The 26,521-nt window shown below is 67.1% G+C and carries 17 protein-coding genes and 1 pseudogene; 16 read left to right on the forward strand and 2 right to left on the reverse strand.

The window, feature by feature from the left end; translation table 11 throughout:
• Positions 1-106: 106 nt before the first annotated feature.
• From GGR33_RS26505 to GGR33_RS05275, 6 genes and pseudogenes are all read left to right on the forward strand, one after another.
• Positions 107-1,891: pseudogene (locus GGR33_RS26505) on the forward strand (PAS domain S-box protein); the annotation flags it as partial.
• A 36-nt stretch (positions 1,892-1,927) separates the two neighbouring features.
• Positions 1,928-4,231, forward strand: a complete 2,304-nt coding sequence (locus tag GGR33_RS26510; RefSeq protein ID WP_425488750.1) for a PAS domain S-box protein — start codon at positions 1,928-1,930, stop codon at positions 4,229-4,231.
• Between the two features lie 6 nt (positions 4,232-4,237).
• Positions 4,238-7,150: a bifunctional [glutamine synthetase] adenylyltransferase/[glutamine synthetase]-adenylyl-L-tyrosine phosphorylase gene (locus tag GGR33_RS05260; RefSeq protein ID WP_183502636.1), complete on the forward strand. Its 2,913-nt coding sequence runs from the start codon at positions 4,238-4,240 to the stop codon at positions 7,148-7,150.
• Between the two features lie 44 nt (positions 7,151-7,194).
• On the forward strand, positions 7,195-7,944 hold the full coding sequence (locus tag GGR33_RS05265) for a class I SAM-dependent methyltransferase (RefSeq protein ID WP_183502638.1): 750 nt from the start codon (positions 7,195-7,197) through the stop codon (positions 7,942-7,944).
• 267 nt (positions 7,945-8,211) lie between these two features.
• Positions 8,212-11,127, forward strand: a complete 2,916-nt coding sequence (secA, locus tag GGR33_RS05270) for a preprotein translocase subunit SecA (RefSeq protein WP_183502640.1) — start codon at positions 8,212-8,214, stop codon at positions 11,125-11,127.
• 9 nt (positions 11,128-11,136) lie between these two features.
• Entirely contained in the window at positions 11,137-11,559 is a 423-nt protein-coding gene (locus GGR33_RS05275) for a GNAT family N-acetyltransferase (protein WP_183502642.1), read from the forward strand.
• Positions 11,560-11,578: 19 nt separating this feature from the next.
• Here the strand turns inward: GGR33_RS05275 and GGR33_RS05280 are convergent, their stop codons facing one another.
• Positions 11,579-12,313 carry a class I SAM-dependent methyltransferase gene (locus tag GGR33_RS05280; protein ID WP_183503533.1) on the reverse strand — a complete coding sequence of 245 codons (735 nt, stop codon included), beginning with the start codon at positions 12,311-12,313 and terminating at the stop codon, positions 11,579-11,581.
• A gap of 166 nt (positions 12,314-12,479) precedes the next feature.
• On the opposite strand from GGR33_RS05280, the gene gloB reads away from it, so the two are divergent.
• From gloB to lpdA, 10 genes are all read left to right on the forward strand, one after another.
• A complete protein-coding gene (gene gloB / locus GGR33_RS05285; protein ID WP_183502644.1) occupies positions 12,480-13,259 on the forward strand; it encodes a hydroxyacylglutathione hydrolase in 780 nt (259 codons plus the stop codon).
• 48 nt (positions 13,260-13,307) lie between these two features.
• Complete coding sequence (locus GGR33_RS05290; RefSeq protein WP_183502646.1) at positions 13,308-13,694, forward strand: MAPEG family protein; 387 nt, start codon at positions 13,308-13,310, stop codon at positions 13,692-13,694.
• A gap of 119 nt (positions 13,695-13,813) precedes the next feature.
• A complete protein-coding gene (locus GGR33_RS05295; protein ID WP_246412860.1) occupies positions 13,814-14,500 on the forward strand; it encodes a TetR family transcriptional regulator in 687 nt (228 codons plus the stop codon).
• A gap of 307 nt (positions 14,501-14,807) precedes the next feature.
• The gene (mdh, locus tag GGR33_RS05300) at positions 14,808-15,770 is read left to right on the forward strand and encodes a malate dehydrogenase (protein WP_183502650.1); all 963 of its coding nucleotides are present in this window, start codon (positions 14,808-14,810) and stop codon (positions 15,768-15,770) included.
• Positions 15,771-15,908: 138 nt separating this feature from the next.
• Positions 15,909-17,105 carry an ADP-forming succinate--CoA ligase subunit beta gene (gene sucC, locus GGR33_RS05305; RefSeq protein ID WP_183502652.1) on the forward strand — a complete coding sequence of 399 codons (1,197 nt, stop codon included), beginning with the start codon at positions 15,909-15,911 and terminating at the stop codon, positions 17,103-17,105.
• Positions 17,106-17,114: 9 nt separating this feature from the next.
• Entirely contained in the window at positions 17,115-17,999 is an 885-nt protein-coding gene (gene sucD, locus GGR33_RS05310; RefSeq protein ID WP_183502654.1) for a succinate--CoA ligase subunit alpha, read from the forward strand.
• A 130-nt stretch (positions 18,000-18,129) separates the two neighbouring features.
• Positions 18,130-21,120, forward strand: a complete 2,991-nt coding sequence (locus GGR33_RS05315; protein ID WP_183502656.1) for a 2-oxoglutarate dehydrogenase E1 component — start codon at positions 18,130-18,132, stop codon at positions 21,118-21,120.
• A 62-nt stretch (positions 21,121-21,182) separates the two neighbouring features.
• Positions 21,183-22,442, forward strand: a complete 1,260-nt coding sequence (odhB, locus tag GGR33_RS05320; RefSeq protein ID WP_183502658.1) for a 2-oxoglutarate dehydrogenase complex dihydrolipoyllysine-residue succinyltransferase — start codon at positions 21,183-21,185, stop codon at positions 22,440-22,442.
• A gap of 24 nt (positions 22,443-22,466) precedes the next feature.
• A complete protein-coding gene (locus GGR33_RS05325; protein ID WP_183502660.1) occupies positions 22,467-23,654 on the forward strand; it encodes a DUF4241 domain-containing protein in 1,188 nt (395 codons plus the stop codon).
• A 43-nt stretch (positions 23,655-23,697) separates the two neighbouring features.
• Complete coding sequence (gene lpdA / locus GGR33_RS05330) at positions 23,698-25,104, forward strand: dihydrolipoyl dehydrogenase (protein ID WP_183502662.1); 1,407 nt, start codon at positions 23,698-23,700, stop codon at positions 25,102-25,104.
• 113 nt (positions 25,105-25,217) lie between these two features.
• On the opposite strand, the gene zapE is transcribed toward lpdA, so the two are convergent.
• Entirely contained in the window at positions 25,218-26,447 is a 1,230-nt protein-coding gene (gene zapE / locus GGR33_RS05335) for a cell division protein ZapE (protein ID WP_183502664.1), read from the reverse strand.
• Positions 26,448-26,521 lie beyond the last annotated feature (74 nt).

The raw sequence follows: 26,521 nt of genomic DNA on the forward strand, positions 1-26,521 counted from the left end.
CGAGCGACACCTCCGGCGGTGTCGTGATAGGAGATCGCATGTCCGCGCACGCTCAGCTCCTAAGACGCCACATCCCCGAAGCGGCTTCGCAACGCGACGGCCGCTGATGGCCACAGATCCCGCCCGTGAAGCGCAGCGGCTCGCGGCCCTACACAGCTACGACATCCTGGACACGCCGCCCGAGGCCGAGTTCGACGACGTCGCACAGATGGCCGCTCAGGCGTGCGGCACGACGATGGCGCATATCAATTTCATCGATGCGGACCGGCAGTGGATCAAGGCGGCGGTCGGCCACGATGCCCGCGAGATGCCGCTCCATTTCGGCTTCTGCACCGACACGATGGAAAAGCGCGACCTCCTGGTCCTGCCGGACATCGAGAAGGAACCCGGCCTCGCCGACAACCCGCTCGTCAGCGGACCACCCCATCTGAGCTTCTATGCCGGCGTCCCGCTGGCCAGTCCGGACGGATGGATCATCGGCACGCTCTGCGTGATCGACCGGGTGCGGCACGAACTCGCCGAGGAGCAGATTTTCATCCTGCGGGCGCTGGCCCGCACGGTCATGGCCCAGCTCGAGATGCGCCGGTCCGACAAGGCGTTGCGCCGAAGCGAGGCCCGGCTGCGGCTCGCTCTGTCCGCGGCCGGCCAGGGCGATTGGGAACTCGATCTGCGGACCATGGATCTGCAGGTCTCGGAGACGTGCCGGTCCCATTTCGGGCGCAGGCCCGACGAACCCTTCGGATACCCGGAGCTGATTGCGAGCATCCATCCGGACGACCAGGAGCGCATGCAGGCGACCGTGGCCCGGGCCCTCGTCGAGCGGTCCGATTACGACATCGAGTACCGCTGCATCTGGCCCGACGGCACCGAACGCTGGATGCACATTCACGGGCGGCCGAGCTACGGCGAGGATGACCGGCCGATCGGCATGGTCGGCATCTCCTCCGACGTGACCGCCCGGCACCAGACCGAGATGGCCCTACGCGCCAGCGAGACGCGACTCTCGGCAAGCGAGGCGCGCCACGCCTTCCTGCTGAAACTCACCGACACGATCCGGGCACTCACCGACCCGCGCCCGATCATGGATGCCGCTGTCGAAGCGCTCGGCCGCCATCTCAAGGCTAGCCGCGCCGGCTACGGGCGGGTTCAGCCGGACGGCCGCAGCATCGTGCGCGACGCTGGCTATGCCAACGGTGTCGAGCCAGTGGACGGCCCGATCGACATGCAGGCCCTCGGGAGCGCGGCGCTCGGCAAACTCCGGGCCGGCGAGACTCTCGCTACCGCCGACGTCATGGCGGAACTCGCCTCCGGCGGCGAGCGCGACCCGTCGACCTGGACGGCGCTCTCCGTCGGCTCCTTCATCGCCGTGCCGCTGGTCCGCGGCGGTGCGCTGATCGCAGTCCTCTATGCAGCGGACCGCGAGCCGCGCAACTGGAGTTGGGACGACGTCACTCTGGTCGAGGACGTCGCTGCGCGCACCTGGGACGCGGTCGAGCGCGCCGCAGCCGAGACGGGCAAGCGCGAGAGCGCCACACGGCATCGCCAGATCCTCGACAGCGCCACCGACTACGCCATCATCGCCATGGACCGCGATGGCGTCGTCACGGAGTGGAACGAGGGCGCACGCCGCATTCTGGGCTGGGACGAGGCCGAGATGCTCGGGCAGACCGGGGAGCTTTTCTTCACGCCCGAGGACCGTGCCAAGGGTCGGATCGAGGAGGAGATGCGGGCAGCCGCAGAGAGCGGCGTCGGGACCGACGAGCGCTGGCACATGCGCAAGGGCGGCGAGCGCTTCTGGGCCAGTGGTGAGATGACCCCGATCCGCGACGATGCCGGCCATACGATCGGCTTCGTGAAAGTCCTGCGCGACCGCACGGCCGACCAGCTCGCCCGCGAGGCCCTCGACGAGGTCAGACAGCGCCAGGAGATCGCCCTCGATACCAGCCGCGTCGGCTTCTTCGACTGGGACGTCGAGCGCGGCGTGATCGAAGGTGATCGGCGCTTCGCGGCGTTCTTCGGGCTGGATTCCTCGATCGTGACGACGGGCTTGCCGTTCAAGACCTTCCTCGACCGTGTCCACCCCGACGACCGGGCCTCCGTCAAACAGAACATTGAGACGGCATTCTCCACGCTCGGTGACTACGCGAAGGAGTACCGGGTCGGTCGCGACGGCAGCCATCATTGGCTGATGGCGCGGGGACGCTGCTACGCCAGCGCCCACGGCAAGCCTCTGCGCTATGCCGGCACCGTCATCGACGTAACCGAGCAAAAGTCCACGCAGGCGCGCCTGGATGAGAGTGAGGCGCGCTATCGATCGCTGTTCGAGTCGATCGACGTGGGCTTCTGTCTCATCGAGGTGATCTTCGACGAGGACGGCAAGCCGACCGACTATCGCTTCGTCGAGATCAACCCGGCCTTCGAACGTCACACGGGCCTGACGAATGCCGTCGGCAGGCGCGTTCGAGAGTTCGCGCCCGCTCACGAGCAGCACTGGTTCGACACCTATGGGCGCGTCGCGCTCACGGGCGAGTCCCACCGCTTCGAGAACGTCGCCGAGGCGCTCGATGGCCGCTGGTACGACGTCTACGCCTTCCGCAGCGGTGCCCCAGAGGCGCGGCGCGTCGCGGTCCTGTTCAACGACGTGTCCCAGCGGCGGCGGCTGGAGATTCAACTCCGGCGTCTGAACGAGACCCTCGAGGCCCAGGTCGCCGAACGCACGGCCGAGCGCGACCGGGTCTGGCGCAACGCCCGCGACCTGCTCGCCGTCATCGATCCCTCCGGCATCTTCCGCGCCGTGAACCCGGCCTGGGAGGCGACGCTCGGATTCCGCTCGGACGAAATCCTGGGCAAGAGCTTCCTCGAATTCCTGGCGCCCGAGGACGTCGAGCGCAGCCGCAAGGCTCACGCCAAGGCCACCCACGAGAACCTCTCGAATTTCGAGAACCGCTACCGCCACTTCGACGGCAGCTTCCGGACCATCGCTTGGCAGACATCCGTGGAGGGCGATCTCGTCTACGCCTATGGCCGCGACGTTACCAACGAGCGCGAGCGCCAGGAGGAACTGGTCCACGCGCAGGAGGCCCTTCGGCAGTCGCAGAAGATGGAGGCCGTCGGCCAGCTCACCGGCGGCGTCGCGCACGACTTCAACAACCTGCTGACGATCATCCGCTCGTCCGTCGACTTCCTGCGACGGCCCGACCTGCCGGAGGATCGGCGCAAGCGCTACATGGACGCCGTCTCTGATACGGTGGACCGAGCAGCCAAGCTCACCGGCCAGCTCCTGGCCTTCGCGCGACGCCAAGCCCTGAAGCCTGAAGTCTTCGACGTCGGCACACGGCTCGGAAGCGTCGCCGACATGCTCGACACGGTCACGGGCGCGCGCATCACCGTGGTGACGCAGCTCGCAGGTACGCACTGCTTCGTGCGGGCCGATGTCAGCCAGTTCGAGACGGCCCTGGTGAACATGGCGGTCAATGCCCGCGACGCCATGGAGGGCGAAGGTACGCTGACGCTCCGGCTCGTCTGCTCCGTACCGATGCCGGCCCTGCGCGGCCATGCCGGCGCGCGTGGCCCTTTCGCCGCGGTGTCGCTTCACGATACCGGCTCGGGCATCTCCACTCAGGCGCTCGGCCGCATCTTCGAGCCGTTCTTCACCACGAAGGAGGTCGGACGCGGCACCGGTCTCGGCCTCAGTCAGGTCTTCGGCTTCGCCAAGCAATCCGGCGGCGACGTCGCCGTGGAGAGCGAGCCGGTTCGGGGCACCACCTTCACGCTCTACCTGCCCGAGATCGACGCCCCGGACGAGGTCTCTCCAGCTCGCACCGACGAGGCCGACCTCGCTCCCGACGGCACGGGGCAGCGGGTGCTCGTGGTCGAGGACAACATCGAGGTCGGCCGCTTCGCCACGCAGATCCTGCAGGATCTGGGCTACGAGACCGCCTGGGCCGCCAATGCCGAGGAGGCGCTCGACACGCTGGGAGTCGACGGCGCGGACTTCGATGTCGTCTTCTCGGACGTGGTGATGCCGGGCATGGGCGGCCTCGCGTTGGCGGAGGAGCTGCGCCGTCGTCTGCCCGACCTCCCGGTGGTGCTCGCCTCGGGCTACAGCCACGTTCTGGCCCAGGAAGGCGCGCACGGCTTCGAATTGCTGCACAAACCCTATTCGGCCGAGCAGCTCTCGCGCATCTTGAGGCGCGTCAGCGCGCGAGGCCGAAGGGTGAACGCGGAGTAGCCTGCCATGGCCAGCGAGAAAGGGCTGATCGGACGCATCGTCGGCGTGCCGCCCCTGTCCAATCCAGGCGAGGCCGAGCAGCTCGTCTCCGACATTGCGGACGCGCTGCCGGCGCGGCTGCGCAAAGGGCCGGCTTACGACCTGCTCCTCACCGTCGCCGACCACTCGCCCTTCCTGTGGGGGCTCGCCAGTCGTGATCCGGAGCGGCTCGGCCGGCTGTTTGCAGAGGCGCCGGAAGCCGCGAACGCCCGCATCGTCGACGACCAGCGTGCGGCCGGGCGCTCGTCCACCGATCTCGACGAGATCGGCGCCCGGCTGCGGACGAACCGGGCGGAGCATGCGCTGCTCGTCGCCCTGGCCGATCTCGGCGGCGTCTGGCCGGTGAAGACGGTGACGGAAGCTCTTGCCGATTTCGCCGACGCCTCGGTATCGGCCGCCGCCGACGCGATGCTGCTTCAGGCCGCCGCCGCAGGGCGCTTCATCCCCAAGGACGCGGACAAGCCGCAAGAGGCCTCCGGCCTGGTGATACTGGGACTGGGCAAGCTCGGCGGCCGCGAACTCAACTATTCCAGCGACATCGACCTGATCGTGCTCTTCGACGGCGAGGCGGCGCCGCTGAAGGAAGGGCTGGAGCCGACGCCGTTCTTCTCGCGGCTCGCTCAGGGCATGGCGAAGCTGCTGCAGGATCGTACCGCCGATGGCTACGTCCACCGCGTCGATTATCGGCTGCGCCCGGATCCCGGCTCGACGCCGACGGCTTTGAGCCTCGCCTCGGCCTACCATTACTACGAGACGACGGGTCAGAACTGGGAGCGCGCCGCCTTCATCAAGGCGCGGCCGATCGCGGGCGACATCGCGGCCGGCAATCGCTTTCTCGACGATCTCAAGCCTTTTGTCTGGCGCAAGTATTTCGATTTCGCGGCCATCGCCGACGTCCATGCCATGAAGCGGCAGATCCATGCCGTACGCGGACACGAGGCGCTTGCGGTCGCCGGCCACGACATCAAGCTCGGGCGCGGCGGCATCCGCGAGATCGAGTTCTTCGTGCAGACCCAGCAGCTCGTCTTCGGCGGACGCCGGGCGAACCTGCGAGGACGCAGCACCATCCCGATGCTGTCCGCCCTGCACGACGATGGCTGGATCTCGGCCGAGGCCCGCGACGAACTCGGCGAGGCCTACGGCTTCCTGCGCACCATCGAGCACCGCCTGCAGATGGTGCGCGACGAGCAGACCCAGCGACTGCCGACCGACGATGCAGAGATCGAGCGCTTTTCGCGGTTCGCCGGCTACGAGACGCGCAGGGATTTCGAGGAGGCGCTCCTTTCCCATGCGCGCCGGGTCCAGGCGCATTACGCCCTGCTGTTCGAGGCCGCGCCGGATCTCTCATCGGAAATCGGCGACCTCGTCTTTTCCGGGTCCGAAGACGATCCCGCGACGCTGGAGACCCTGCGAAAACTCGGTTTCCGCGAGCCCGAGCGCGTCGCCGAGACCGTCCGCGGCTGGCATTTCGGACGCCGCTCCGCCGTTCGGAGTGCCCGCGCCCGCGAGGTGCTGACGGAGTTGGTCCCGGCCCTGATCCAGGCGCTGGCGGGAACGCACGACCCGGACAACGCCCTAGACAACCTCGACCGCGCCTTCGGTCGCATGCCTGCCGCGGTCGAGCTGCTGACGATCCTGCGCGAACGCGAAAGGCTGCGCACTCTCTTCGCCGACCTCCTCGGCAGCGCGCCGCGGCTCGCCGACATCGTCGCCTTCAGCCCGCACGTGCTCGACGCGGTGATCGATCCGGGCTTCGTCGAGCCGACGACGGACGCGGCGGAGATCTCGGCGCATTACCGCAGTCTTCTCGGCAAGCCGGACAGCCACGAGATCTTCCTCGACCGTTCCCGCGACGCCGCGCGCCAGCTTCGCTTCGTGACCGGAGCGCGCCTGCTCTCAGGTATCCTGACGCCCGAGGGCGCGGGCCGCGCCTTCTCGGCGATCGCCGACGCCGTCGTCGCGAGTTCGCTCGAAGAGGTGGCGCGGCACTTCGAGGCCGAGCACGGCAACATTCCGGCTGGCCGGATGGCGGTGCTCGGCTTCGGCCGGCTCGGCTCGCATCAGCTCACGGCGGAATCCGATCTCGACCTCGTCGTGCTCTACGATTTCGACGAGGAGAACCGGGCCAGTACCGGCAAACGTTCGCTCGATGCGGCGATGTATTTCAACCGGCTGACCCAGCGGCTCGTCGCGGCGCTCACCGTCCCGACCCGGCGCGGAGGACTCTACGAGGTCGACCTGCGCCTGCGCCCCGGCGGCGGCCAGGGCTCGGTGGCCACGCAGTTTCGCAGCTTCCGCGCCTATCAAGGTGAGGAAGCCGAGCTGTGGGAGCACATGGCGCTGACCCGCGCCCGCGTCGTCGCGGGCGATGCCAGCCTCGCCGAGGAGGCGACAGGCGTGGTCCGCGACGCGCTGATGGCGAAGCGCGACCCGAAGGCCGTCGACCGCGCGGTGCGCGACATGCGCATGCTCATCGCGAAGGAGAAAGGTGACGGAGGCCCTCTCGACCTCAAGCTCGCTCCCGGCGGCCTGCTCGACCTCGACTTCCTGGCACAGGCCCTGGTGCTCGGGCATGCCAGCGACATCCCCGATCTGATCGGGCTCGACGCTCCGTCCGTCTTCCGGCTCGCCGCCGAGCACGGCGTCCTGACGGGAGCCGACGCCGAGCGTCTCCTCGACGCCTACCGCCTCCTCGACGACGTCCACCACTGGCAGCGCCTGATGGTCGAGGGCGATCCGACCGGGGCGACGCCCGTGGCGCTTGCCCGTCTGGCGCGCGCCGTGAACCTGCCGGATGCGCGCGCGCTTGAGACGGAGCTGGGCACGCGGCGGAAGGCCGTAAAACGGCTGTTCGACTCCCTGCTCAAAGCCGGGCACTGAGGGCCGGAACCGTCGCCACGCCTTCGATCACGCCACGAGGCCTCATGACCTTCCGCTCCGGCAACCCGGCCGTCGACCGCTACATCGTCGAGGACTACGAAAGTGTGCGCGGCATGTCCTCGCGCTTCGCCGCGACGATCTGCGCGCACGTGATCCGCCGGCAGAGCAGCCTCGGCATCGAGGGGCACTTCGCCGAGATCGGCACCTTCGAGGGGCGTTTCTTCATCGCCATGGCGCTCGGCCTCGCCCGCGGGGAGAAGGCGCTCGGAATCGACACCTTCGACTGGCCCGACGCGGGCCTAATCGACCGTTTCCACGCACATTGCGCCCGGCTCGGCCTGCCCGAAGACGGCACCGTGACGATCAAGTCCGCCGCCCGGGATCTCACCGACGGGGATATTCGGGGCGCGCTCGGCGGCCCGGTGCGCTTCTGGCACATCGACGGCGATCACACGCCCGACAGCCTCACCGCCGATCTCGATCTCGCCGTGCAGAGCCTGCATGCCAAGGGCGTCCTCTGCCTCGACGACATGCTGCACCCCGGCTACCCGCTGCTCGTCGCTGCTTTGCAGGCTTGGCTCGCCCGTCATCCTGAGATGCACGTGCTCGCCGTGATCGACCGCGAGGACATCGTGGCGGCCGCCAAGGTCATGATCTGCCGCGAGGATGCCGTAGATCTCTACGGCCAGGACCTCGTCGATGCCTTCCCCGCCCACCATTGGAAGCTCGGATCGGATTGGGGCGACTATTTCGCCGTCGTTCTGACGCCGCAGCCACGCCTCGCCGAGGTGTAGTGAACGGGCCTTCCCCGTCATTGCGAGCGCAGCGAGGCAATCCAGGGCCAATGGGCTGACGTGGCGGGTGCGAGTCTGGATTGCTTCGCTGCGCTCGCAATGACGGCGGTGCTCGTTCAAACGGCGAGCGTCTCGGACCAGTCCCTTTGGACAGCCGCTCTTTCGGATGCGCCTCCGGATATTTACCTCTATAAGCCCGGCCAAAGCCTGCTGAGGGTGCCGTTTCGGCATCTCGCAGGCCGCACTTTCGAAGTCCGTAGGTTCACGATGCTCGGCTCTATCGCCAAGAAGATTTTCGGCTCGTCCAACGACCGTCGGGTCAAGGGCTTCCGTCCGCGCGTCGACCAGATCAATAAGATGGAGCCGGAAATCTCGGCCCTCACGGACGAGGGGCTTCGCGAACGCACCCTGGCCCTGAAGGCCGAGGTCGCCGCCGGCAAGAGCCTCGACGACGTGCTGGTCCCTACCTTCGCCCTGGTCCGCGAGGCCGCCAAGCGCGTGCTCGGCCAGCGCCACTTCGACGTGCAGCTGATGGGCGGCATGGTCCTCCACGAGAGCGGCATCGCCGAGATGAAGACTGGCGAGGGCAAGACCCAGGTGGCGACCCTCGCCGTCGTGTTGAACGCGCTGTCCGGCAAGGGCGTCCACGTCGTCACGGTCAACGACTACCTCGCCGCGCGCGACGCCGAGTGGATGGGCCGGATCTACAAGTTCCTGGGGCTGACCGTCGGCACCATCGTCCATGGGCTCGACGACGACCAACGCAAGGAAAACTACGCCTGCGACATCACCTACGGCACCAATAACGAGTTCGGCTTCGACTACCTGCGCGACAATATGAAGTACGAGCTCTCGCAGATGACGCAGCGGGGGCACAATTTCGCGATCGTCGACGAGGTCGACTCGATCCTGGTGGACGAGGCCCGCACGCCGCTCATCATCTCCGGCCCGGTCGATGACCGTTCCGAGCTGTACATGGCGGTCGATGCGCTCATGCCGCATCTGGTGCGCGAGCATTACGACCTCGACGAGAAGCAGCGCACCGTCTCGCTGACCGAAGAGGGCAACGAGTTCATGGAGGAGGCCCTGCGCGAGGCCGGCATCCTCAAGGAGGGCGACCTCTACGACGCGCACAACGTCACCATCGTCGCCCACGTCACGCAGGCGCTTCGCGCCCACACCCTGTTCACGCTGGACAAGGACTACATCGTCAAGAACGACGAGGTGGTGATCATCGACGAGTTCACCGGCCGCATGATGCAGGGCCGGCGCTATTCGGAAGGCCTGCACCAGGCGCTGGAGGCCAAGGAGAAGGTCACGATCCAGCCCGAGAACCAGACGCTCGCCTCGATCACCTTCCAGAACTACTTCCGCCTCTACAACAAGCTCGCCGGCATGACCGGCACGGCGGCGACCGAGGCCGACGAATTCGCCGAGATCTACAAGCTCGACGTGGTCGAGATCCCGACCAACAAGCCGATCGAGCGCGTCGACGAGGACGATCAGGTCTACCGGACCGTCCAGGAGAAGTACGACGCGATCATCCAGGAGATCGACAGGGCGCACGAGCGCCACCAGCCGGTCCTGGTCGGAACGGGCTCCATCGAGAAGTCGGAACTGATCGGCGAGATGCTGACCAAGCACGGCTACACCCTGCTCGACTACTCGGACCCGAACGCGCTGACCGACGTCTACAAGGCGGCGCGGGAGAACCGGGTCACCAAGCGCTTCGCGGTGCTGAATGCCCGCTTCCACGAGCAGGAAGCCTACATCGTGGCCGAGGCCGGCGTGCCCGGCGCGATCACCATCGCGACCAACATGGCCGGCCGCGGTACCGACATCAAACTCGGCGGCAACCTGGACATGCGCATCGAGAAGGAGCTCGCGCATCTCGAAGCGGGCCCGGAGCGCGACGCCGCTATCGAGGCGCTGCGTGCCGAGATCGCCGAGAATCGCGAGAAGGTTCTGAACTCGGGCGAGAAGGCCAACCCGGAAGCCGGCCTGAAGAGGGACCTGCCGGGCGGCCTCTACATCGTCGGCACCGAGCGCCACGAATCCCGCCGCATCGACAACCAGCTGCGCGGCCGCGGCGGTCGCCAGGGCGATCCCGGCCGCTCCAAGTTCTTCCTGTCGCTGCAAGACGACCTGATGCGGATCTTCGGATCCGACCGCATGGACGGCATGCTGACCAAGCTCGGCCTGCAGCCCGGCGAGGCGATCATTCACCCGTGGATCAACAAGGCCATCGAGAAGGCGCAGCAGAAGGTCGAGGCGCGCAACTTCGACATGCGCAAGAACGTGCTCAAGTACGACAACGTCATGAACGACCAGCGCAAGGTCGTGTTCGAGCAGCGCCGTGACCTGATGGGCCAGGAGACGGTCCGCGAGACCGTCGACGAGATGCGCGAAGGCGTGATCGATGACCTCGTCGCCGTGCACGTTCCCGAAAACGCCTATGCCGAACAGTGGGACATCCAGGGGCTCAAGGAGCGCACCCAGGACGTGCTCAACCTCGACCTGCCGGTGCAGGATTGGGCGGCCGAGGAAGGCATCGCCGACGAGGAGATGCGCGAGCGCCTGAAGAAGGCCGCCGAAGAGGCGTACGCCGCGCGCACCGAGAAGAACACGCCCGATGTGATGACCTATGTCGAGAAGCAGGTCGTCCTGCAGACCCTCGACCATCTCTGGCGCGAGCATCTCGTCACCCTCGATCACCTCCGCCAGGTGATCGGCTGGCGCGGCATCGCCCAGCGCGACCCGCTCAACGAGTACAAGTCCGAGGCCTTCGACCTCTTCAACCAGCTGGTGACGGCGCTCCGGGAGCAGGTCACCGGTCAGCTGTCGCGCATCGAGATCATGTATCAGGAGCCGGAGGGCGCCGACGGGTCTTCGGCGAGCTTCGAGCAGGCCGGCCTCGGCCAGCCTCAGCTTCCGCCGATGTTCGCGCAGCATCTCGACCCGGTCACCGGAGAGAACGAATTCGGCCGCGGATCGGGCAGCGAAGGCGGCGGCGGCCCGGCCTACGGCTACGCCGCGCGCGACCTCTCGGCGGACACCGCCGTGCTGGAGCGCAAATCCGATGACAGCACCACCTGGGGCAAGGTCGGGCGCAACGAACCCTGTCCCTGCGGCTCGGGCAAGAAGTACAAGCACTGCCACGGCGCCTTCGCCACGGAAGCCTGATCGACAGCGATGACTTCCGCGGGTTTCGTTTACGGCATCGAGCCGGCCCTGAGCGCGGCGGAGTTCCGCCGCGTGCTCGTCGCCTCCGGTCTCGATGCGCGCCGCCCGGCCGAGGATCTCGACCGCCTCGAACGGATGTTGCGTGGCGCGAACCTGATCGTCACCGCACGTGCCTACACGCCGGAGCGCACGCTCGTCGGCGTCGCCCGCACGCTGACCGACTTCTCGTATTGCGCCTACGTTTCGGACCTCGCCGTCGCCAAACCGCAGCAGGGATTGGGTCTCGGCCAAGGTCTGCTGGACGCGGTGCGCAAACAGGTCGGTCCGGAGGTCTCGGTGATCCTGCTCGCGGCACCCGGGATCGAAACCTACTACGAGAAGATCGGCATGCGCTCGGCCACGAACGCCTTCGTCTCGGATCGCGGGCGCTAGAATTCGAGCTCGGGCAACATCACCCCGGCTGCCCCGCCGGCACCAGGATCGGCGACGGCATCCGCGCCTTGACCCGCCGAACCTGCTGCACCGCCACGGGCCTGTAGAGCTGCTTTGTCGCGTCGATGACGTGAACGCCCGCGAAGGGCAGCGACAGGCTGGTGCCGAGCCACTCCCAGGTACTCGCCGATTGCAGCATCAGTCGCGAGCGCACCGGGGGCATGTACAGCGTCTCGGTCCAGTCCTCCGGCGAGAACAGGGTCTCGCGCATCAGCCGGCTGAGTTGCGAGCGGCTGTAGGGCTGGCCGTGACCGAAGGGCGTCGCGTCGCGCCGCGCCCAGACGCCGGTCCGATTGGGCACGACGAGGATCATCCGCCCCCCGGGCGTGAGCACCCGCCAGACTTCCGCAAGCAGCTCGCTCGGGCTCTCGACCCCTTCCAGCGCGTGGACGAGGACGACGCGGTCGACGGCCGCCTCAGGCAGCGGCAGCATGGTAGGGTCGGCAAGCGCCGTGACGGAGCGGCCGGTGGCGGGCCAGTTCACCACTCCCTGCGTCGCCGGCATGAAGGCGAGGGTCCGCTCGGCGATGACGTGAACCGGACCGAGATACGGCGTGACGTAGCCGAGACCGAGAATGCGCAGGCCCGAGACTGAGCCGAGAAATCCGTCGATCGCCTTCGCGACGAACCTGTGCGTGACGAGCCCGAGCGGACTTGCATAGAAAGTCCGCAGGTCGTTGACGTCGAGACGCATCGGTACGGGTTCCGGCACGGCCGGTTTCCTCTGCCGGGCAGCTTGAAGCATGAATGGGGATTGCCGCAGGCCCGGACAAGCGCGGCGCCCCTCTCGTGTTCGGAACTGCGGTGGGCAACCACCCGTTCTCCCGCGCATTTCGATTTCAGACTGGACGTGAGGCTTCATGAGCGCAGCCGGACCCTGGATCCGCACTTTCCTCTGCCGCAGCGACAATATCGGCGTGCTGATCCGCGATCCCGAAACCGGCGATTGCGCATCGATCGACGTGCCGGAGGCCGGCCCGGTGCTCGCCGCACTCGAGGAGACCGGCTGGAGGCTGACCGATATTCTGGTGACGCATCGGCATGCCGACCACGTCGAAGGCATCCCCGAGGTCAAGGCACGTACCGGAGCCAAGGTGACGGCGCCGGCCAAGGCCGGGGATGCGGTGCCAGACGTCGACCGGACCGTCGTCGAGGGGGACAGGGTGCGAGTTGGCCAATTGGAGGCCGAGGTTTGGGAGACGCCGGGCCATTGCGCCGACCACGTCAGCTACGTCTTTCGCGACGCGGGCGTGGCCTTCGCGGGCGACACGCTGTTCACGCTCGGCTGCGGCCGGGTGATGGAAGCCGAGCCCGCAACGCTCTGGCACTCGCTGGAACGCTTCCTCGCCCTGCCGGACGCGACCGAGGTCTATAGCGGCCACGATTACGTGCTCTCGAACGCGCGCTTCGCCCTGGCTGCCGATCCCGACAACGCCGCGCTGAAGGAGCGCATGGCCGAGGCCGAACGCCTGAAGGCGCAGGACCGCTTCCTGATCCCGTCGACCATCGGCGCGGAGAAGGCGACCAACCCGTTCTTGCGCGTCGCCGAGCCGGCCGTTGCCCGTTCGGTCGATCTCGCGCCGGACGCGGAGGCGGAAGCGGTATTTACGGCACTCAGGGCCTGGAAGAACCGGTTCTGAGACGCGAAGCTCGCATCCCTGCCGTCACGCGACCCCGATGAGCGACGCATGATTTTTCCAGCGACGACCGCTTTCTTCGCCGGCCTGTTCGGCCTCCTTCATGTCGGCTTCACCGGCTGGGTGGTGGCGGGGCGAGTACAGAAGGAAACCCTGCATGGCACCGGCGACGATCCGCTGATGAAGCGTATCCGCTCGCAGGGCAACTTTTCGGAGAACGTTCCGCTCGCGCTGCTGCTCGTCGCGTTCGTCGAAGCCAGAGGCACGGCACACTGGCTCGTCGAGCTCCTCCTCGTCGTGCTGCTCGTGGGGCGACTCCTGCATCCCTACGGAATGTTCGCACCCGCAAACTCGCCCAGGCAGTTCGCCTGCCGCGGCGGCGGCATCATTGCGACACTCCTGGTGATGCTGGTCTCGTCGATCCTGCTCTTGACCTGATTGCCGCCGGCAGGCTTTCGCTTGCCAAGTGCCAGGCCAATGCGGAGGGTCGGTGGAGAGTAGAGGGAGCGCGTCGGCGCGGGTCCATGCCATCGGCGGTGAGTATCGAGGCGGCCATCATGGCGCCGGACGATCCTGAACGGACGGAGAGTGCGGGCGCTCGTCCCGGACGCGCCCAGCGTCTGAGCGGGCCGGCCGCGCGGGCACGGCCGACGCCGGTCTCCACCGACGCACGGCTTCTCGCCATCGCCTCGGATCATCTCGCGCGGCTCGGGCCGAAGGGCGTCACGGTCGTCGCGGTGGCGGCCGAAGCCGGCATGACCCATGCGAACGTCTACCGGTACTTTCCCTCGAAGGACGCGCTGCTCGATGCCGTCGCCGGACGCTGGCTGCGCGATGTCGAGACTCGCCTCGCCGGCATCGCCGACGCACCCGACCCCGCCGAAGACAAGATCGAGCGCTTCCTCATCGCGCTCAGCCTCGCGCAGCGCGAGGCGCTCGCCGGTGAGCCGAACGTCTTTTCGGTGCATCTCGATGCCACGGTCGCGTCGCGCCCGATCGCCCGGCGGCATCGCGTCCGCCTGCGCACCTTGGTGGAACGGGTCGTCGAAGAAGGGATCGCCAGCGGCGCCTTCGTCGCCCGAGACCGCGAGCGGGCCATCGCCTGCATCTTCGACGCGAGCTACCGGTTCACCCATCCGCTGGCGATCCAGCAGGATGCCGACGTGCCGCGCGATCTGCTGGAAGCACGGCTCGGAGCCGTGATTCAGGCGATCCAGCGCATGCTCCGATCGGGCGCGTTCTAGCTCCGGCTAAAGGTTCGGTGACAGATCCTCCAGTCTGTCACCTGAGCGATTCCGCTGCATCGCCGTTTCGGCGGCGCACCTAAATCGCTCAGATCGCTGTACTTTCTGCGAAAATTGCGTTTTGCGAAGCCAGTTTTCGGCCCGCAGCCGGCAGGCGAGCACCCATCGCCTTCGGGTTGAAGCAGCATGGCTTTTCCGCCAAACCAGCGCCCGCAATACGACCGGCCTGTCAGACTCGCCGATCCGGCGGACATTCCTCTCCTCCGGCAGCCTGACGAGGCGTCATTGGGATCGGAGGTTTTCTCTCATGGCACGCAGCAAGATCGCGCTCATCGGCGCCGGACAGATCGGCGGAACCCTCGCGCATCTGGCGGGCCTGAAAGAGCTCGGTGACGTCGTCCTGTTCGACATCGTCGACGGCGTGCCCCAGGGCAAGGCGCTCGACATCGCCGAGTCGGCCCCGGTCGACGGCTTCGACGCCAAGTATTCCGGCGCGAGCGACTACTCGGCCATCGCGGGCGCCGACGTGGTGATCGTCACCGCCGGTGTGCCGCGCAAGCCCGGCATGAGCCGCGACGACCTGATCGGCATCAACCTGAAGGTCATGGAAGCCGTCGGCACGGGCATCAAGAAGCATGCGCCAGATGCCTTCGTGATCTGCATCACCAACCCGCTCGATGCGATGGTCTGGGCGCTCCAGAAGTTCTCGGGCCTGCCGACCAACAAGGTCGTCGGCATGGCCGGCGTGCTCGACTCGGCCCGCTTCCGCCACTTCCTCGCCGAAGAGTTCGGCGTGTCCGTCGAAGACGTCACGGCCTTCGTGCTCGGCGGCCACGGCGACGACATGGTGCCGCTGACCCGCTATTCGACCGTCGCCGGCGTGCCGCTGACCGATCTGGTCAAGCTCGGCTGGACCACCCAGGAGAAGCTCGACGCCATGGTCGAGCGCACCCGCAAGGGCGGCGGCGAGATCGTCAATCTCCTCAAGACCGGCTCTGCCTTCTACGCGCCCGCTGCCTCCGCCATCGCCATGGCTGAGAGCTACCTGCGCGACAAGAAGCGCGTGCTGCCCTGCGCTGCCTATCTCGACGGCCAATACGGCGTGAACGGCATGTATGTCGGCGTGCCGGTGGTGATCGGCGAGAACGGCGTCGAGCGCGTCCTCGAAGTGACCTTCGACGAGGCCGAGAAGGCCATGTTCGAGAAGTCGGTCGGCGCCGTGAACACGCTCATTGCGGCCTGCAAGGACGTCAATAAGTCGCTGGCGTAAGCCGAGAGCGGTGTCATCCCGGGGCCGCAAAGCGGAACCCGGGATCCAGAACCACGGGTGGTGCTCCAGCTTGCCGCGACAGCGGCTCTGGATTCCGGGTTCGCCTCCGGCGCCCCGGAATGACGGAGAGGGTCCTAGATGAACATCCACGAATACCAGGCCAAGGCGGTCCTCAAGGAGTTCGGCCTGCCGGTCTCCCGGGGCGTTGCGATCTTCAAGCCCGAGGAAGCGGAAGCCGCCGCCAAGGAACTCGGCGGCCAGGTCTGGGTGGTGAAGTCGCAGATCCACGCGGGCGGACGCGGCAAGGGCACCTTCAAGGGCGCACCCGAGGGCGCCAAGGGCGGCGTGCGCGTCACCAAGTCGATCGACGAAGTGAAGCAATATGCCGGCGAGATGCTCGGCGAGACGCTGGTCACGATCCAGACCGGCCCGGCCGGCAAACAGGTCAACCGCCTCTACATCGAGGAAGGCGCGCAGATCGCCGCCGAGTTCTACCTGTCGATGCTCGTCGACCGCGAGACCGGGCAGGTCGCCTTCGTCGTCTCCACCGAAGGCGGCATGGACATCGAGACGGTGGCCCACGACACCCCGGAAAAGATCGTCACCTTCTCGGTCGATCCGGCCACCGGCATCATGCCCCATCACGGCCGCGCGGTCGCCAAGGCGCTGGGCCTCACCGGCCCTCAGGCCAAGGAAGCGGGCGACCTCACCACCAAGCTCTACGCGGCCTTCACGGCCAAGGACATGAGCATGCTGGAGATCAATCCGCTGGTGCTCACCGGCGACGGCCATCTCAAGTGCCTCGACGCCAAGATCTCGTTCGATTCGAACGCCCTATACCGCCATCCCGACGTCGTCGCGCTCCGCGACGAGACCGAGGAGGACGCGAAAGAGATCGAGGCCTCGAAATACGACCTCGCCTATATCGCGCTCGACGGCACGATCGGCTGCATGGTCAACGGCGCCGGCCTCGCCATGGCCACGCTCGACATCATCAAGCTCTACGGCGAGGAGCCCGCGAACTTCCTCGACGTCGGCGGCGGCGCCAGTGAGGAAAAGGTCACCGCGGCTTTCAAGATCATCACCGCCGACCCGCAGGTGAAGGGCATCCTCGTCAACATCTTCGGCGGGATCATGAAGTGCGACGTCATCGCCCGCGGCGTGATCGCGGCGGTGAAGGCGGTCGGCCTCGAAGTGCCGCTGGTGGTGCGCCTCGAAGGCACCAACGTCGAGCCGGGCAAGGAGATCATCCGCACCTCGGGTCTCAACGTGATCCCGGCGGACGATCTCGACGACGCCGCGCAGAAAATCGTCGCCGCCGTGAAGAAGGGCTGAGCCGAAACCATGTCCATTCTGATCGACGCGAACACCAAGGTCATCTGCCAGGGCTTCACTGGCAAGAACGGCACCTTCCATTCCGAACAGGCCATCGCCTACGGAACGAAGATGGTCGGCGGCACCTCGCCGGGTAAGGGCGGTTCGAGCCATCTCGGCCTGCCGGTCTTCGACACCGTGTCCGAGGCCCGCGAGGCCACCGGCGCCGACGCCTCCGTCGTCTACGTGCCGCCGCCGGGCGCGGCCGACGCGATCTGCGAGGCCATCGCGGCCGAGATCCCGCTGATCGTCTGCATCACCGAGGGCATCCCGGTGCTCGACATGGTGCGCGTGAAGCGTGCCCTCGAAGGCTCGAAGTCGCGCCTCATCGGGCCGAACTGCCCCGGCGTCGTCACGGCGGGCGAGTCCAAGATCGGCATCATGCCGGCCAACATCTTCAAGCCCGGATCCGTCGGCATCGTCTCGCGCTCCGGCACGCTGACCTACGAGGCCGTGTTCCAGACCACCACCGCCGGCCTCGGCCAGACCACGGCCGTCGGTATCGGTGGCGATCCGGTCAAGGGCACCGAGTTCATCTCGATGCTGGAGCTGTTCCTGGCCGATCCGAAGACCGAGTCGATCGTGATGATCGGCGAGATCGGCGGCTCAGCCGAGGAAGAGGCCGCGCAGTTCCTCGCCGACGAGGCGAAGAAGGGCCGCAAGAAGCCGATGGTCGGCTTCATTGCCGGCCGCACGGCGCCTCCGGGCCGCCGCATGGGCCATGCCGGCGCGATCATCTCGGGCGGCAAGGGCGGCGCCGAGGACAAGATCGCGGCGATGGAACGGGCCGGCATCCGGGTCTCGCCCTCGCCGGCGCGTCTCGGCTCGACGCTGGTCGAGGTCTTGAAGGGCTGAGCGGGCGACGCGCCTGCGCTGCAGCACATGCAGCGGCCGAACACCCATGTAGGAGACCGGGGCTGACGGCATCCCCGGTCTGAGACGGAGAGGCGGTCGCACCGGCGACCGAGTTTGAGGACACCAAGCGATGGCACGCCAGGACGCGAACGACGCCTTCCTCGAAACCTCTTTCCTCTACGGTGGAAACGCCGCCTACATCGAGGAACTCCAGGCGGCCTATGCCCGCGATCCCAACTCGGTCGATCCCGAGTGGCAGCGCTTCTTCAAGGAGCTCGGCGAGGAGAACGCCCTCGTCGAGAAGAGCGCGGCCGGCGCTTCCTGGGAGAAGCCGAATTGGCCGGTCCCAGCCAATGGCGAGCTCGTCTCGGCGCTGGACGGTGATTGGAGCAGCCTCGAAAAGGCCGTCGGCGAGAAGATCCAGGCCAAGGCCGGCAAGCCCGTCGACGGAACCGGCAAGGGCGCCGACATCGTCGCCAAGACCGGCGTTTCGGTAGAGCAGGCCACCAAGGATTCCGTGCGCGCGATCATGCTGATCCGCGCCTACCGCATGCGCGGCCATCTCCACGCCAAGCTCGACCCGCTCGGCCTGACCAAGCGCGGCGATCACGAAGAGCTGCATCCGCAGCATTACGGTTTCAAGGAAGAGGCCGACTGGGATCGCCCGATCTTCCTCGACAACGTGCTCGGGATGGAATTCTCGACGATCCGCGAGATCGTGGCGATCCTGGAGCGCACCTACTGCCAGACGCTCGGCGTCGAGTTCATGCACATCTCCGATCCCGAGGAGAAGGCTTGGCTCCAGGAGCGCATCGAGGGCAAGGACAAGGAGATCTCCTTCACCCCCGAGGGACGTCGCGCGATCCTGAACAAGCTGATCGAGGCCGAAGGCTTCGAGAAGTTCCTCGACACCAAGTACACCGGCACCAAGCGCTTCGGCCTCGACGGTGGCGAGTCGATGGTCCCCGCGCTGGAGCAGATCATCAAGCGCGGCGGCGCGCTCGGCGTCGAGGAGATCGTGTTGGGCATGGCCCATCGCGGCCGGCTGAACGTGCTCACCAACGTGATGGCGAAGCCCTTCCGCGCCGTGTTCAACGAGTTCAAGGGCGGCTCGGCCAACCCGGCCGAGGTCGAGGGCTCGGGCGACGTGAAGTACCATCTCGGTGCCTCGTCCGATCGCGCCTTCGACGACAACCACGTCCACCTGTCGCTGACCGCCAATCCCTCCCACCTCGAGATCGTCGATCCGGTGGTGCTCGGTAAGGTGCGCGCCAAGCAGGATCAGCTCGCCAAGCCGAACGTCGAGCGCCGCAAGGTGCTGCCGCTGCTGATCCACGGCGATGCCGCCTTCGCCGGCCAGGGCGTCGTGGCCGAATGCCTCGGCCTGTCCGGCCTGAAGGGTCACCGCACAGGCGGCTCGATCCACTTCATCATCAACAACCAGATCGGCTTCACCACCGATCCGCGCTTCTCGCGGTCCTCGCCGTACCCGTCCGACGTGGCGAAAATGGTGGAAGCCCCGATCTTCCATTGCAACGGCGACGATCCGGAGGCTGTGACCTTCGCCGCGAAGATCGCGACCGAGTACCGTCAGAAGTTCGGCAAGCCGGTTGTGATCGACATGCTGTGCTACCGCCGCTTCGGCCACAACGAGGGCGACGAGCCGGCCTTCACGCAGCCGAAGATGTACCAGCTCATCCGCAAGCACCCGACGGCGCTTGAGACCTACGGCAAGAAGCTCGTCGCGCAGGGCGACCTGACCCAGGGGCAGCTCGACGCCCGCAAGGGCGAGTTCCGCGCGATGCTCGACGACGAGCTCGATTCCGCCGGCAGCTACAAGGCCAACAAGGCCGATTGGCTCGATGGGCGCTGGTCCGGCTTCAAGGCGGTGCGCGAGGAGATGGACGACCCCCGTCGCGGCCAGACCGGCGTGTCGGAATCGACGCTCCGCGAGATCGCGCAGAAGATTACCACGCCGCCGCCCGGCTTCCACCTGCACCGCACGATCCAGCGCTTCTTCGACAACCGGGCCAAAGCGGTCGAGACCGGCGCCGGCATCGATTGGGCGACCGCCGAGGCGCTGGCCTTCGGCTCGATCCTAATCGAGGGCAACCGCATCCGGTTCTCGGGCCAGGATGTCGAGCGCGGCACCTTCTCGCAGCGCCACGCCGTCGTGATCGATCAGGAGAACGAGCAGCGCTACACGCCGCTGAACTCCGTGAAGGAGGGTCAGGCCCGCATCGAGGTGATCAACTCGATGCTGTCCGAGGAGGCCGTGCTCGGCTTCGAATACGGCTACTCGGCCGCCGAGCCGAATGCCCTGGTGCTCTGGGAGGCGCAGTTCGGCGACTTCGCCAACGGCGCACAGGTCGTCATCGATCAGTTCATCTCGTCCGGCGAGCGCAAGTGGCTGCGCATGTCCGGCCTCGTGATGCTGCTGCCGCACGGCTACGAGGGCCAGGGACCGGAGCACTCCTCGGCCCGCCTGGAGCGCTATCTTCAGATGTGCGCCGAGGACAACATGCAGGTCGCCAACTGCACGACGCCCTCGAACTACTTCCATATCCTGCGTCGTCAGCTGAAGCGCGACTTCCGCAAGCCGCTCGTCCTGATGACCCCGAAATCACTGCTGCGCCACAAGCGCGCCGTCTCGCGTCTCTCGGAGATCTCCGAGGATTCGACCTTCCACCGCGTGCTCTGGGACGATGCCGAGCACGAGGATGACGGCATCAAGCTGGTGAAGGATGACAAGATCCGGCGCGTCGTGCTCTGCTCGGGCAAGGTCTATTACGACCTCTACGAGGAGCGCGAGAAGCGCGGCATCAACGACGTCTACATCATGCGCGTCGAACAGCTCTATCCGTTCCCGCTCAAGGCGCTGGCCAACGAGATGAGCCGCTTCCGCAATGCCGAAGTGGTGTGGTGTCAGGAGGAGCCCAAGAACATGGGCGCCTGGGCCTTCGTCGACGACTATCTCGAATGGGTGCTCGGCCAGGCCGGGTCCTCGGTGAAGCGCGCCCGCTACGTCGGCCGTCCGGCCTCGGCCTCGACCGCCGTCGGCCTGATGTCGAAGCACGTCGCGCAGCTTCAGGCCTTCCTCAACGAAGCCCTCACGGTCTGACCATCCTTCAGGGGCCGACCGCCCGCGGCCCCTTCGACACGAAACGCTGGAAGACGAACGACATGGCCACCGACATCCTCGTCCCGACGCTCGGCGAATCCGTGACCGAGGCCACGATCGGCCGCTGGTTCAAGAAGCCCGGCGACACCGTCGCCGCCGACGAGCCCCTGGTGGAACTCGAGACCGACAAGGTCACCCTCGAGGTCAACGCCCCGGCGGCCGGCGAGCTCGGCGAGATCCTGGTCAAGGACGGCGAGACGGTGGAGCCCGGCGCCCTGCTAGGCTCGATCGTCGAGTCCAGCGGCGGTGCCAAGAAGCCGGCCGCCGCCAAGACCGCCGAGAAGTCCGAGCAGAAGGCCGAGAGCCGCAAGGAAGAACCGGCCAAGGAGCCCGCCAAGTCGGGCAGCAGCGCTCGCTCCGCCGAGGATAGCGGTCCGGCGGTGGCCAAGCTCGCTCGCGAGACCGGCATCGATCCCTCGACGCTGAATGGCAGTGGCAAGGATGGCCGCGCCACGAAGGGCGACATGCTCGCCGCCAAGGACGGCCGGTCCGCTTCCTCCGCTCCGGCTCAGGAAGCTCGCCCGCCGGCTCCGCCGCGCGCCCCCTCGGCTCCGGACGATGCCGCGCGCGAAGAGCGCGTGAAGATGACGAAGCTGCGCCAGACCATCGCGCGGCGTCTCAAGTCCGCTCAAGACACGGCCGCGATGCTCACCACGTTCAACGACGTGGACATGAGCGCCGTGATGGCGATGCGCAGCCAGTACAAGGACATCTTCGAGAAGAAGCACGGCACGAAGCTCGGCTTCATGGGCTTCTTCACCAAGGCGGTGATCGGCGCCCTCAAGGACGTGCCGGCGGTCAATGCCGAGATCGACGGCACCGACCTCGTCTACAAGAACTACTACCACATCGGCATCGCCGTCGGGACCGATAAGGGCCTCGTCGTGCCGGTGGTGCGCGATGCCGACGACCTCTCGATCGCCGGGATCGAGAAGAAGATCGCCGGGTTCGGCAAGAAGGCCCGCGACGGCAAGCTTTCCATCGAGGAGATGCAGGGCGGTACCTTCACCATCACCAATGGCGGCATCTACGGCTCGCTGATGTCAACGCCGATCCTCAACGCGCCGCAATCGGGCATCCTGGGCATGCACCGGATCGAAGAACGCCCGGTCGTGCGCGCCGGCAAGATCGAGGCGCGACCGATGATGTATCTCGCGCTGTCCTACGATCACAGGATCGTGGACGGGAAGGAGGCCGTGACCTTCCTCGTGCGCGTGAAGGAAGCCCTGGAGGATCCGGCCCGTCTCGTGCTGGACCTTTGAGGTCCGGCTGAACCCGTCCGTGCCATGCCAGAGTTCGGTCGCCTCGTCGGCATCGCCCTCGTCGCCGCGATCGTGATCAGCGGCGCTACGGCGGTGCTGGTGGCGCGGGCAAGTCGACAGGAGGGCCGACCGTTGACCGCCTTCGATCCCCCCGCCGACAAGCCGACGCGGCATGTCGACCTCACGACGGCGAACGAGAATCTCGGGCTGACGGCCTCGTCCGAAACCGAGTTGGGCGCGCGCGGGGTGACCCGGCACAAGCTCGGGTATCTCGACGTCCCAACCGGCGCCATCGTCGCGGCCGATCCGGCGGTGCAGCCGGAGCGGCCGGCCTTCGCCCGCACCGTCACACCAGGCCGATACGCGCTGACCCTTTACAAGGCCCAATCGCGGGTCGCGATGGCAGAGCTGCGCTTCGCGGACGGCACGCCGACCCGCTGGCAGCTGGCGGTGGTGGCCGGCCAAGATGCCGGCACGCTCAAGGACGACGAGATTTTCGGCTATCCGGTGGATGCGGGCCTCGGCTGCTTCATGGACGTGAAGGGCCGGGACGCCTTCCTCAAACGCGATGCACGGGAGCAGGCGCGTCTCGGTTCGAAATACGTGTCGAGCTACGACGACATCATCGCGGGGCCGCTGGACGCGAACGGCGGCAACGAAGTGATGCTGCAGCCGCTGCCCGACGAACCCGCCAACGTCGCCATCTTCCAGAGCGGCTGGGGCGATGGGTTCTACGCCTCCTATTGGGGTCTCGACGATGCCGGCACGCCCCTGCTGCTGGTGACCGATTTCGGAGTGATCGATAAGGGCGACGGGCGCCCGGCGCACGAAATCGCACAGGCTGCCATCACCGCCGCGATGACGTCCGAGCAGCAACGTGACAGCAAGGATGGCTACGCGGCGCTCAAAGCCGACGACTTCGGTGCCGTGTCGGCACTTCTCCGACAGGGGCGCATCGCACCCGAGACTCACATCGAAGAGACCGGGGATACCTTCACGTTCGAGGCGATCCGCCTCGACAAGCCCGAAGCCCTCGCGCTCCTCGTGGCTCATGACGCTCCGATCACGATGCCCGAGTATCTGCGCACATCCAAGATTGCGACCTATTCGGACTACGCCCGCGCGCTAAACAAGCCGCGCTCGGCAGAACTTTCGAAAATCATCGCCGACTGGGAAAGCGCTCGGAGCGCGCTCGACCCGAGCAAACGGTAACGCGGCCTCCTTCGACCGCATCGCTCCAGCCAGGAACACCTTCATGAGCAGCAGCTACGATCTCGTCGTCATCGGCACCGGCCCCGGAGGCTATGTCTGTGCGATCCGTGCAGCGCAGCTCGGCCTGAAGACCGCCGTCGTCGAGAAGCGGGCCACTCATGGCGGCACCTGCCTCAACGTCGGCTGCATCCCGTCGAAGGCGCTGCTCCATGCCTCCGAGGCCTTCGAGGAGGCCAACCACCATTTCGCGGATCTCGGCATCCAGGTCGGGACACCGAAGCTAGATCTCGCCAAGATGCAATCGTTCAAGCAGAGCGGCGTCGACGGCAACACCAAGGGCGTCGAGTTCCTGCTGAAGAAGAACAAGGTCGACACCTATCACGGCACCGGCCGCATCGCCGGAGCCGGCCGCGTCGAGGTGGTCTCCGACGATGGCGGCAACCACATGCTGGAGACGAAGAACATCGTCATCGCCACGGGCTCCGACGTCGCGCGCCTGCCCGGTGTCGAGATCGACGAGAAGACCGTGGTCTCCTCCACCGGCGCCCTCGAACTCGCCAAGGTGCCGAAGAAGCTGCTGGTGATCGGCGCGGGCGTGATCGGTCTCGAACTCGGCTCGGTCTGGCGCCGCCTCGGCGCCGAGGTCACGGTGGTCGAGTATCTCGACCGCGTGCTGCCCGGCATGGACGGCGAGGTCGGCAAGCAGTTCCAGAAGATCCTCGGCAAGCAGGGCATCGCCTTCAAGCTGTCCTCGAAGGTGACCGGCGTCGAGGTCGGCAAGTCCGGCGCGACCGTCACCGTCGAACCCGCCGCCGGCGGCGAGGCCGAGACGATCAAGGCCGACGTCGTGCTCGTAGCGATCGGCCGGACTCCCTATACGCAGGGTCTCGGCCTGGAGGGCGTCGGCGTGCAGCTCGACAACCGCGGGCGCGTCCAGACCGACAGCCACTACGCCACGAACGTCACCGGCATCTACGCCATCGGCGACGTGATCGCCGGCCCGATGCTCGCCCACAAAGCCGAGGATGAGGGCGTCGCCCTTGCCGAGATCCTGGCCGGGCAATCGGGCCACGTGAATTACGGCGTGATCCCAAACGTGGTCTACACCTTCCCCGAGGTCGCCTCTGTCGGCCGCACCGAGGAAGAGCTGAAGAAGGACGAGGTCGCCTACAACGTCGGCAAGTTCCCCTTCACGGCCAATGGCCGCGCCAAGGCCAACGGCACCACGGACGGCTTCGTGAAGATCCTGGCCGATGCGACGACGGACAAGGTGCTCGGCGTCCACATCGTCGGTGCGGATGCAGGCAACCTCATCGCCGAGGTTGCGGTGGCCATGGAATTCTCGGCCTCGGCCGAGGACATCGCCCGCACCTGCCACGCCCACCCGACCCTGACCGAGGCAGTGAAGGAAGCCGCGCTGGCCGTGGCCAAGCGGGCGATTCACATCTGAGGACGGCAACCTCCGTCATTGCGAGGCAAAGCCGAAGCAATCCAGGGCCACGCGCGCAAACGTTACCGCGTTGGCGCTGGATTGCTTCGCTACGCTCGCAATGACGATCGGGGCTACGTCTCCACCAACCCGCTGCTCGACCCCGAGCCTTCGGAATGGCCGCCGCCATGCGGCAATCCGAGATATTCGCTCGACCGCATCTCGATGAGCCGCGAGGCCGTGCGCTCGAATTCGAAGGCCTCGCGGCCCTCCGTGCCGGTGTAGAGCCCGGTCGCGTCGGCAGTGGCCGAGGCGATCAGCTTCACATGCGCATCGTAGAGCGTGTCGATCAGCGTGATGAAGCGCTTGGCTTCGTTTCGGGTCTCCTGGCTCATCACCGGGATGTCGGACACGATCACCGTGTGGAAGTGACTGGCGATGGCCATGTAGTCGGACGCGCCGAGCGGCCGTGCGCAGAGATCGGCGAAGGTGAAGCGCGCCACGCCGCCCGCCTCCTCCGGCACCACGACCTCGCGGCCCTTCACCCGGATCGAGCCCGGCTGTCCCTTCGCCTTGCCGGTGAGCGCCTTGAAGGCCTGGTCCAAGGCCTCGCTCGCGCCGCCCTCCCCGATCAGATGATAGACCGAGCTGCCGCCGAGCTTTTCGAGCCGGAAATCGGTGCGGGAATCGAGCCGCATCACGCTCACCCGCTCCTGCAACTCGGCGATGAAGGGCAGGAACAGAGCGCGGTTCAGCCCTCCCTCGTAGAGCCGGTCCGGCTCGACGTTCGAGGTCGCCACCACCGTCACGCCGCGCTTGAACAAGGCTCCGAACAGGCGGCCGAGCAACATCGCATCGGCGATGTCGGTGACGGTGAATTCGTCGAAGCAGAGCAACGTCGCCTCCGCCGCGAGCGCATCGGCCACCGGCGGGATCGGGTCGTCGCCCTTGGCCGTGCCGGCCTTCACCGCCTGACGGTGGGCATGGATGCGCTCATGCGCATCGGCCATGAAGCCGTGAAAGTGGATGCGCCGCTTGGGCGCCGGAGCGGCCTCGTAGAACAGGTCCATCAGCATGGTCTTGCCGCGGCCGACCGAACCCCAGACGTAGAGGCCCTTCACCGGCCCCGCATCGTCGTCCTTGCGGCCAAACAGCCAGCCGAGTGCGCTCCCCTTGCTGGCGCGCTTGCGGCGACCGAGATCGAACACCAGCCGGTCGAGGGCCTTCAGCAGAACGAGCTGCGCCGGGTCGCGCTCGATGGCGCCGGCGCGCACCAGGGCGTCGTAGCGCTCGAAGACCGGCCCAGGAGAGACGGCGCCGGCCCGCGCTTGCTCCGAGGGGGACGGCCTTGCGGCATCACTCACGACGACACAATCCTGCGCTCCGCAACCCTGCGCCCGAGCGGGCGGGCTGGATGAACCTGTGCCGCGCGCGCGCG

The sequence above is a fragment of the Methylobacterium brachythecii genome, from assembly GCF_014196345.1.
Lineage (GTDB): Bacteria > Pseudomonadota > Alphaproteobacteria > Rhizobiales > Beijerinckiaceae > Methylobacterium > Methylobacterium brachythecii.

Bases quoted from the DNA above. Each gene is read 5' to 3' on its own strand.
- secA (WP_183502640.1), top strand. From the start codon at position 8,212: ATGCTCGGCTCTATCGCCAAGAAGATTTTCGGCTCGTCCAACGACCGT.
- GGR33_RS05280 (WP_183503533.1), bottom strand. From the start codon at position 12,313: ATGCGTCTCGACGTCAACGACCTGCGGACTTTCTATGCAAGTCCGCTC.
- odhB (WP_183502658.1), top strand. From the start codon at position 21,183: ATGGCCACCGACATCCTCGTCCCGACGCTCGGCGAATCCGTGACCGAG.
- lpdA (WP_183502662.1), top strand. From the start codon at position 23,698: ATGAGCAGCAGCTACGATCTCGTCGTCATCGGCACCGGCCCCGGAGGC.
- GGR33_RS05325 (WP_183502660.1), top strand. From the start codon at position 22,467: ATGCCAGAGTTCGGTCGCCTCGTCGGCATCGCCCTCGTCGCCGCGATC.
- GGR33_RS05290 (WP_183502646.1), top strand. From the start codon at position 13,308: ATGATTTTTCCAGCGACGACCGCTTTCTTCGCCGGCCTGTTCGGCCTC.
- mdh (WP_183502650.1), top strand. From the start codon at position 14,808: ATGGCACGCAGCAAGATCGCGCTCATCGGCGCCGGACAGATCGGCGGA.
- sucD (WP_183502654.1), top strand. From the start codon at position 17,115: ATGTCCATTCTGATCGACGCGAACACCAAGGTCATCTGCCAGGGCTTC.
- GGR33_RS05315 (WP_183502656.1), top strand. From the start codon at position 18,130: ATGGCACGCCAGGACGCGAACGACGCCTTCCTCGAAACCTCTTTCCTC.
- GGR33_RS05265 (WP_183502638.1), top strand. From the start codon at position 7,195: ATGACCTTCCGCTCCGGCAACCCGGCCGTCGACCGCTACATCGTCGAG.
- GGR33_RS05275 (WP_183502642.1), top strand. From the start codon at position 11,137: ATGACTTCCGCGGGTTTCGTTTACGGCATCGAGCCGGCCCTGAGCGCG.
- GGR33_RS05260 (WP_183502636.1), top strand. From the start codon at position 4,238: ATGGCCAGCGAGAAAGGGCTGATCGGACGCATCGTCGGCGTGCCGCCC.
- gloB (WP_183502644.1), top strand. From the start codon at position 12,480: ATGAGCGCAGCCGGACCCTGGATCCGCACTTTCCTCTGCCGCAGCGAC.
- sucC (WP_183502652.1), top strand. From the start codon at position 15,909: ATGAACATCCACGAATACCAGGCCAAGGCGGTCCTCAAGGAGTTCGGC.
- GGR33_RS05295 (WP_246412860.1), top strand. From the start codon at position 13,814: ATGGCGCCGGACGATCCTGAACGGACGGAGAGTGCGGGCGCTCGTCCC.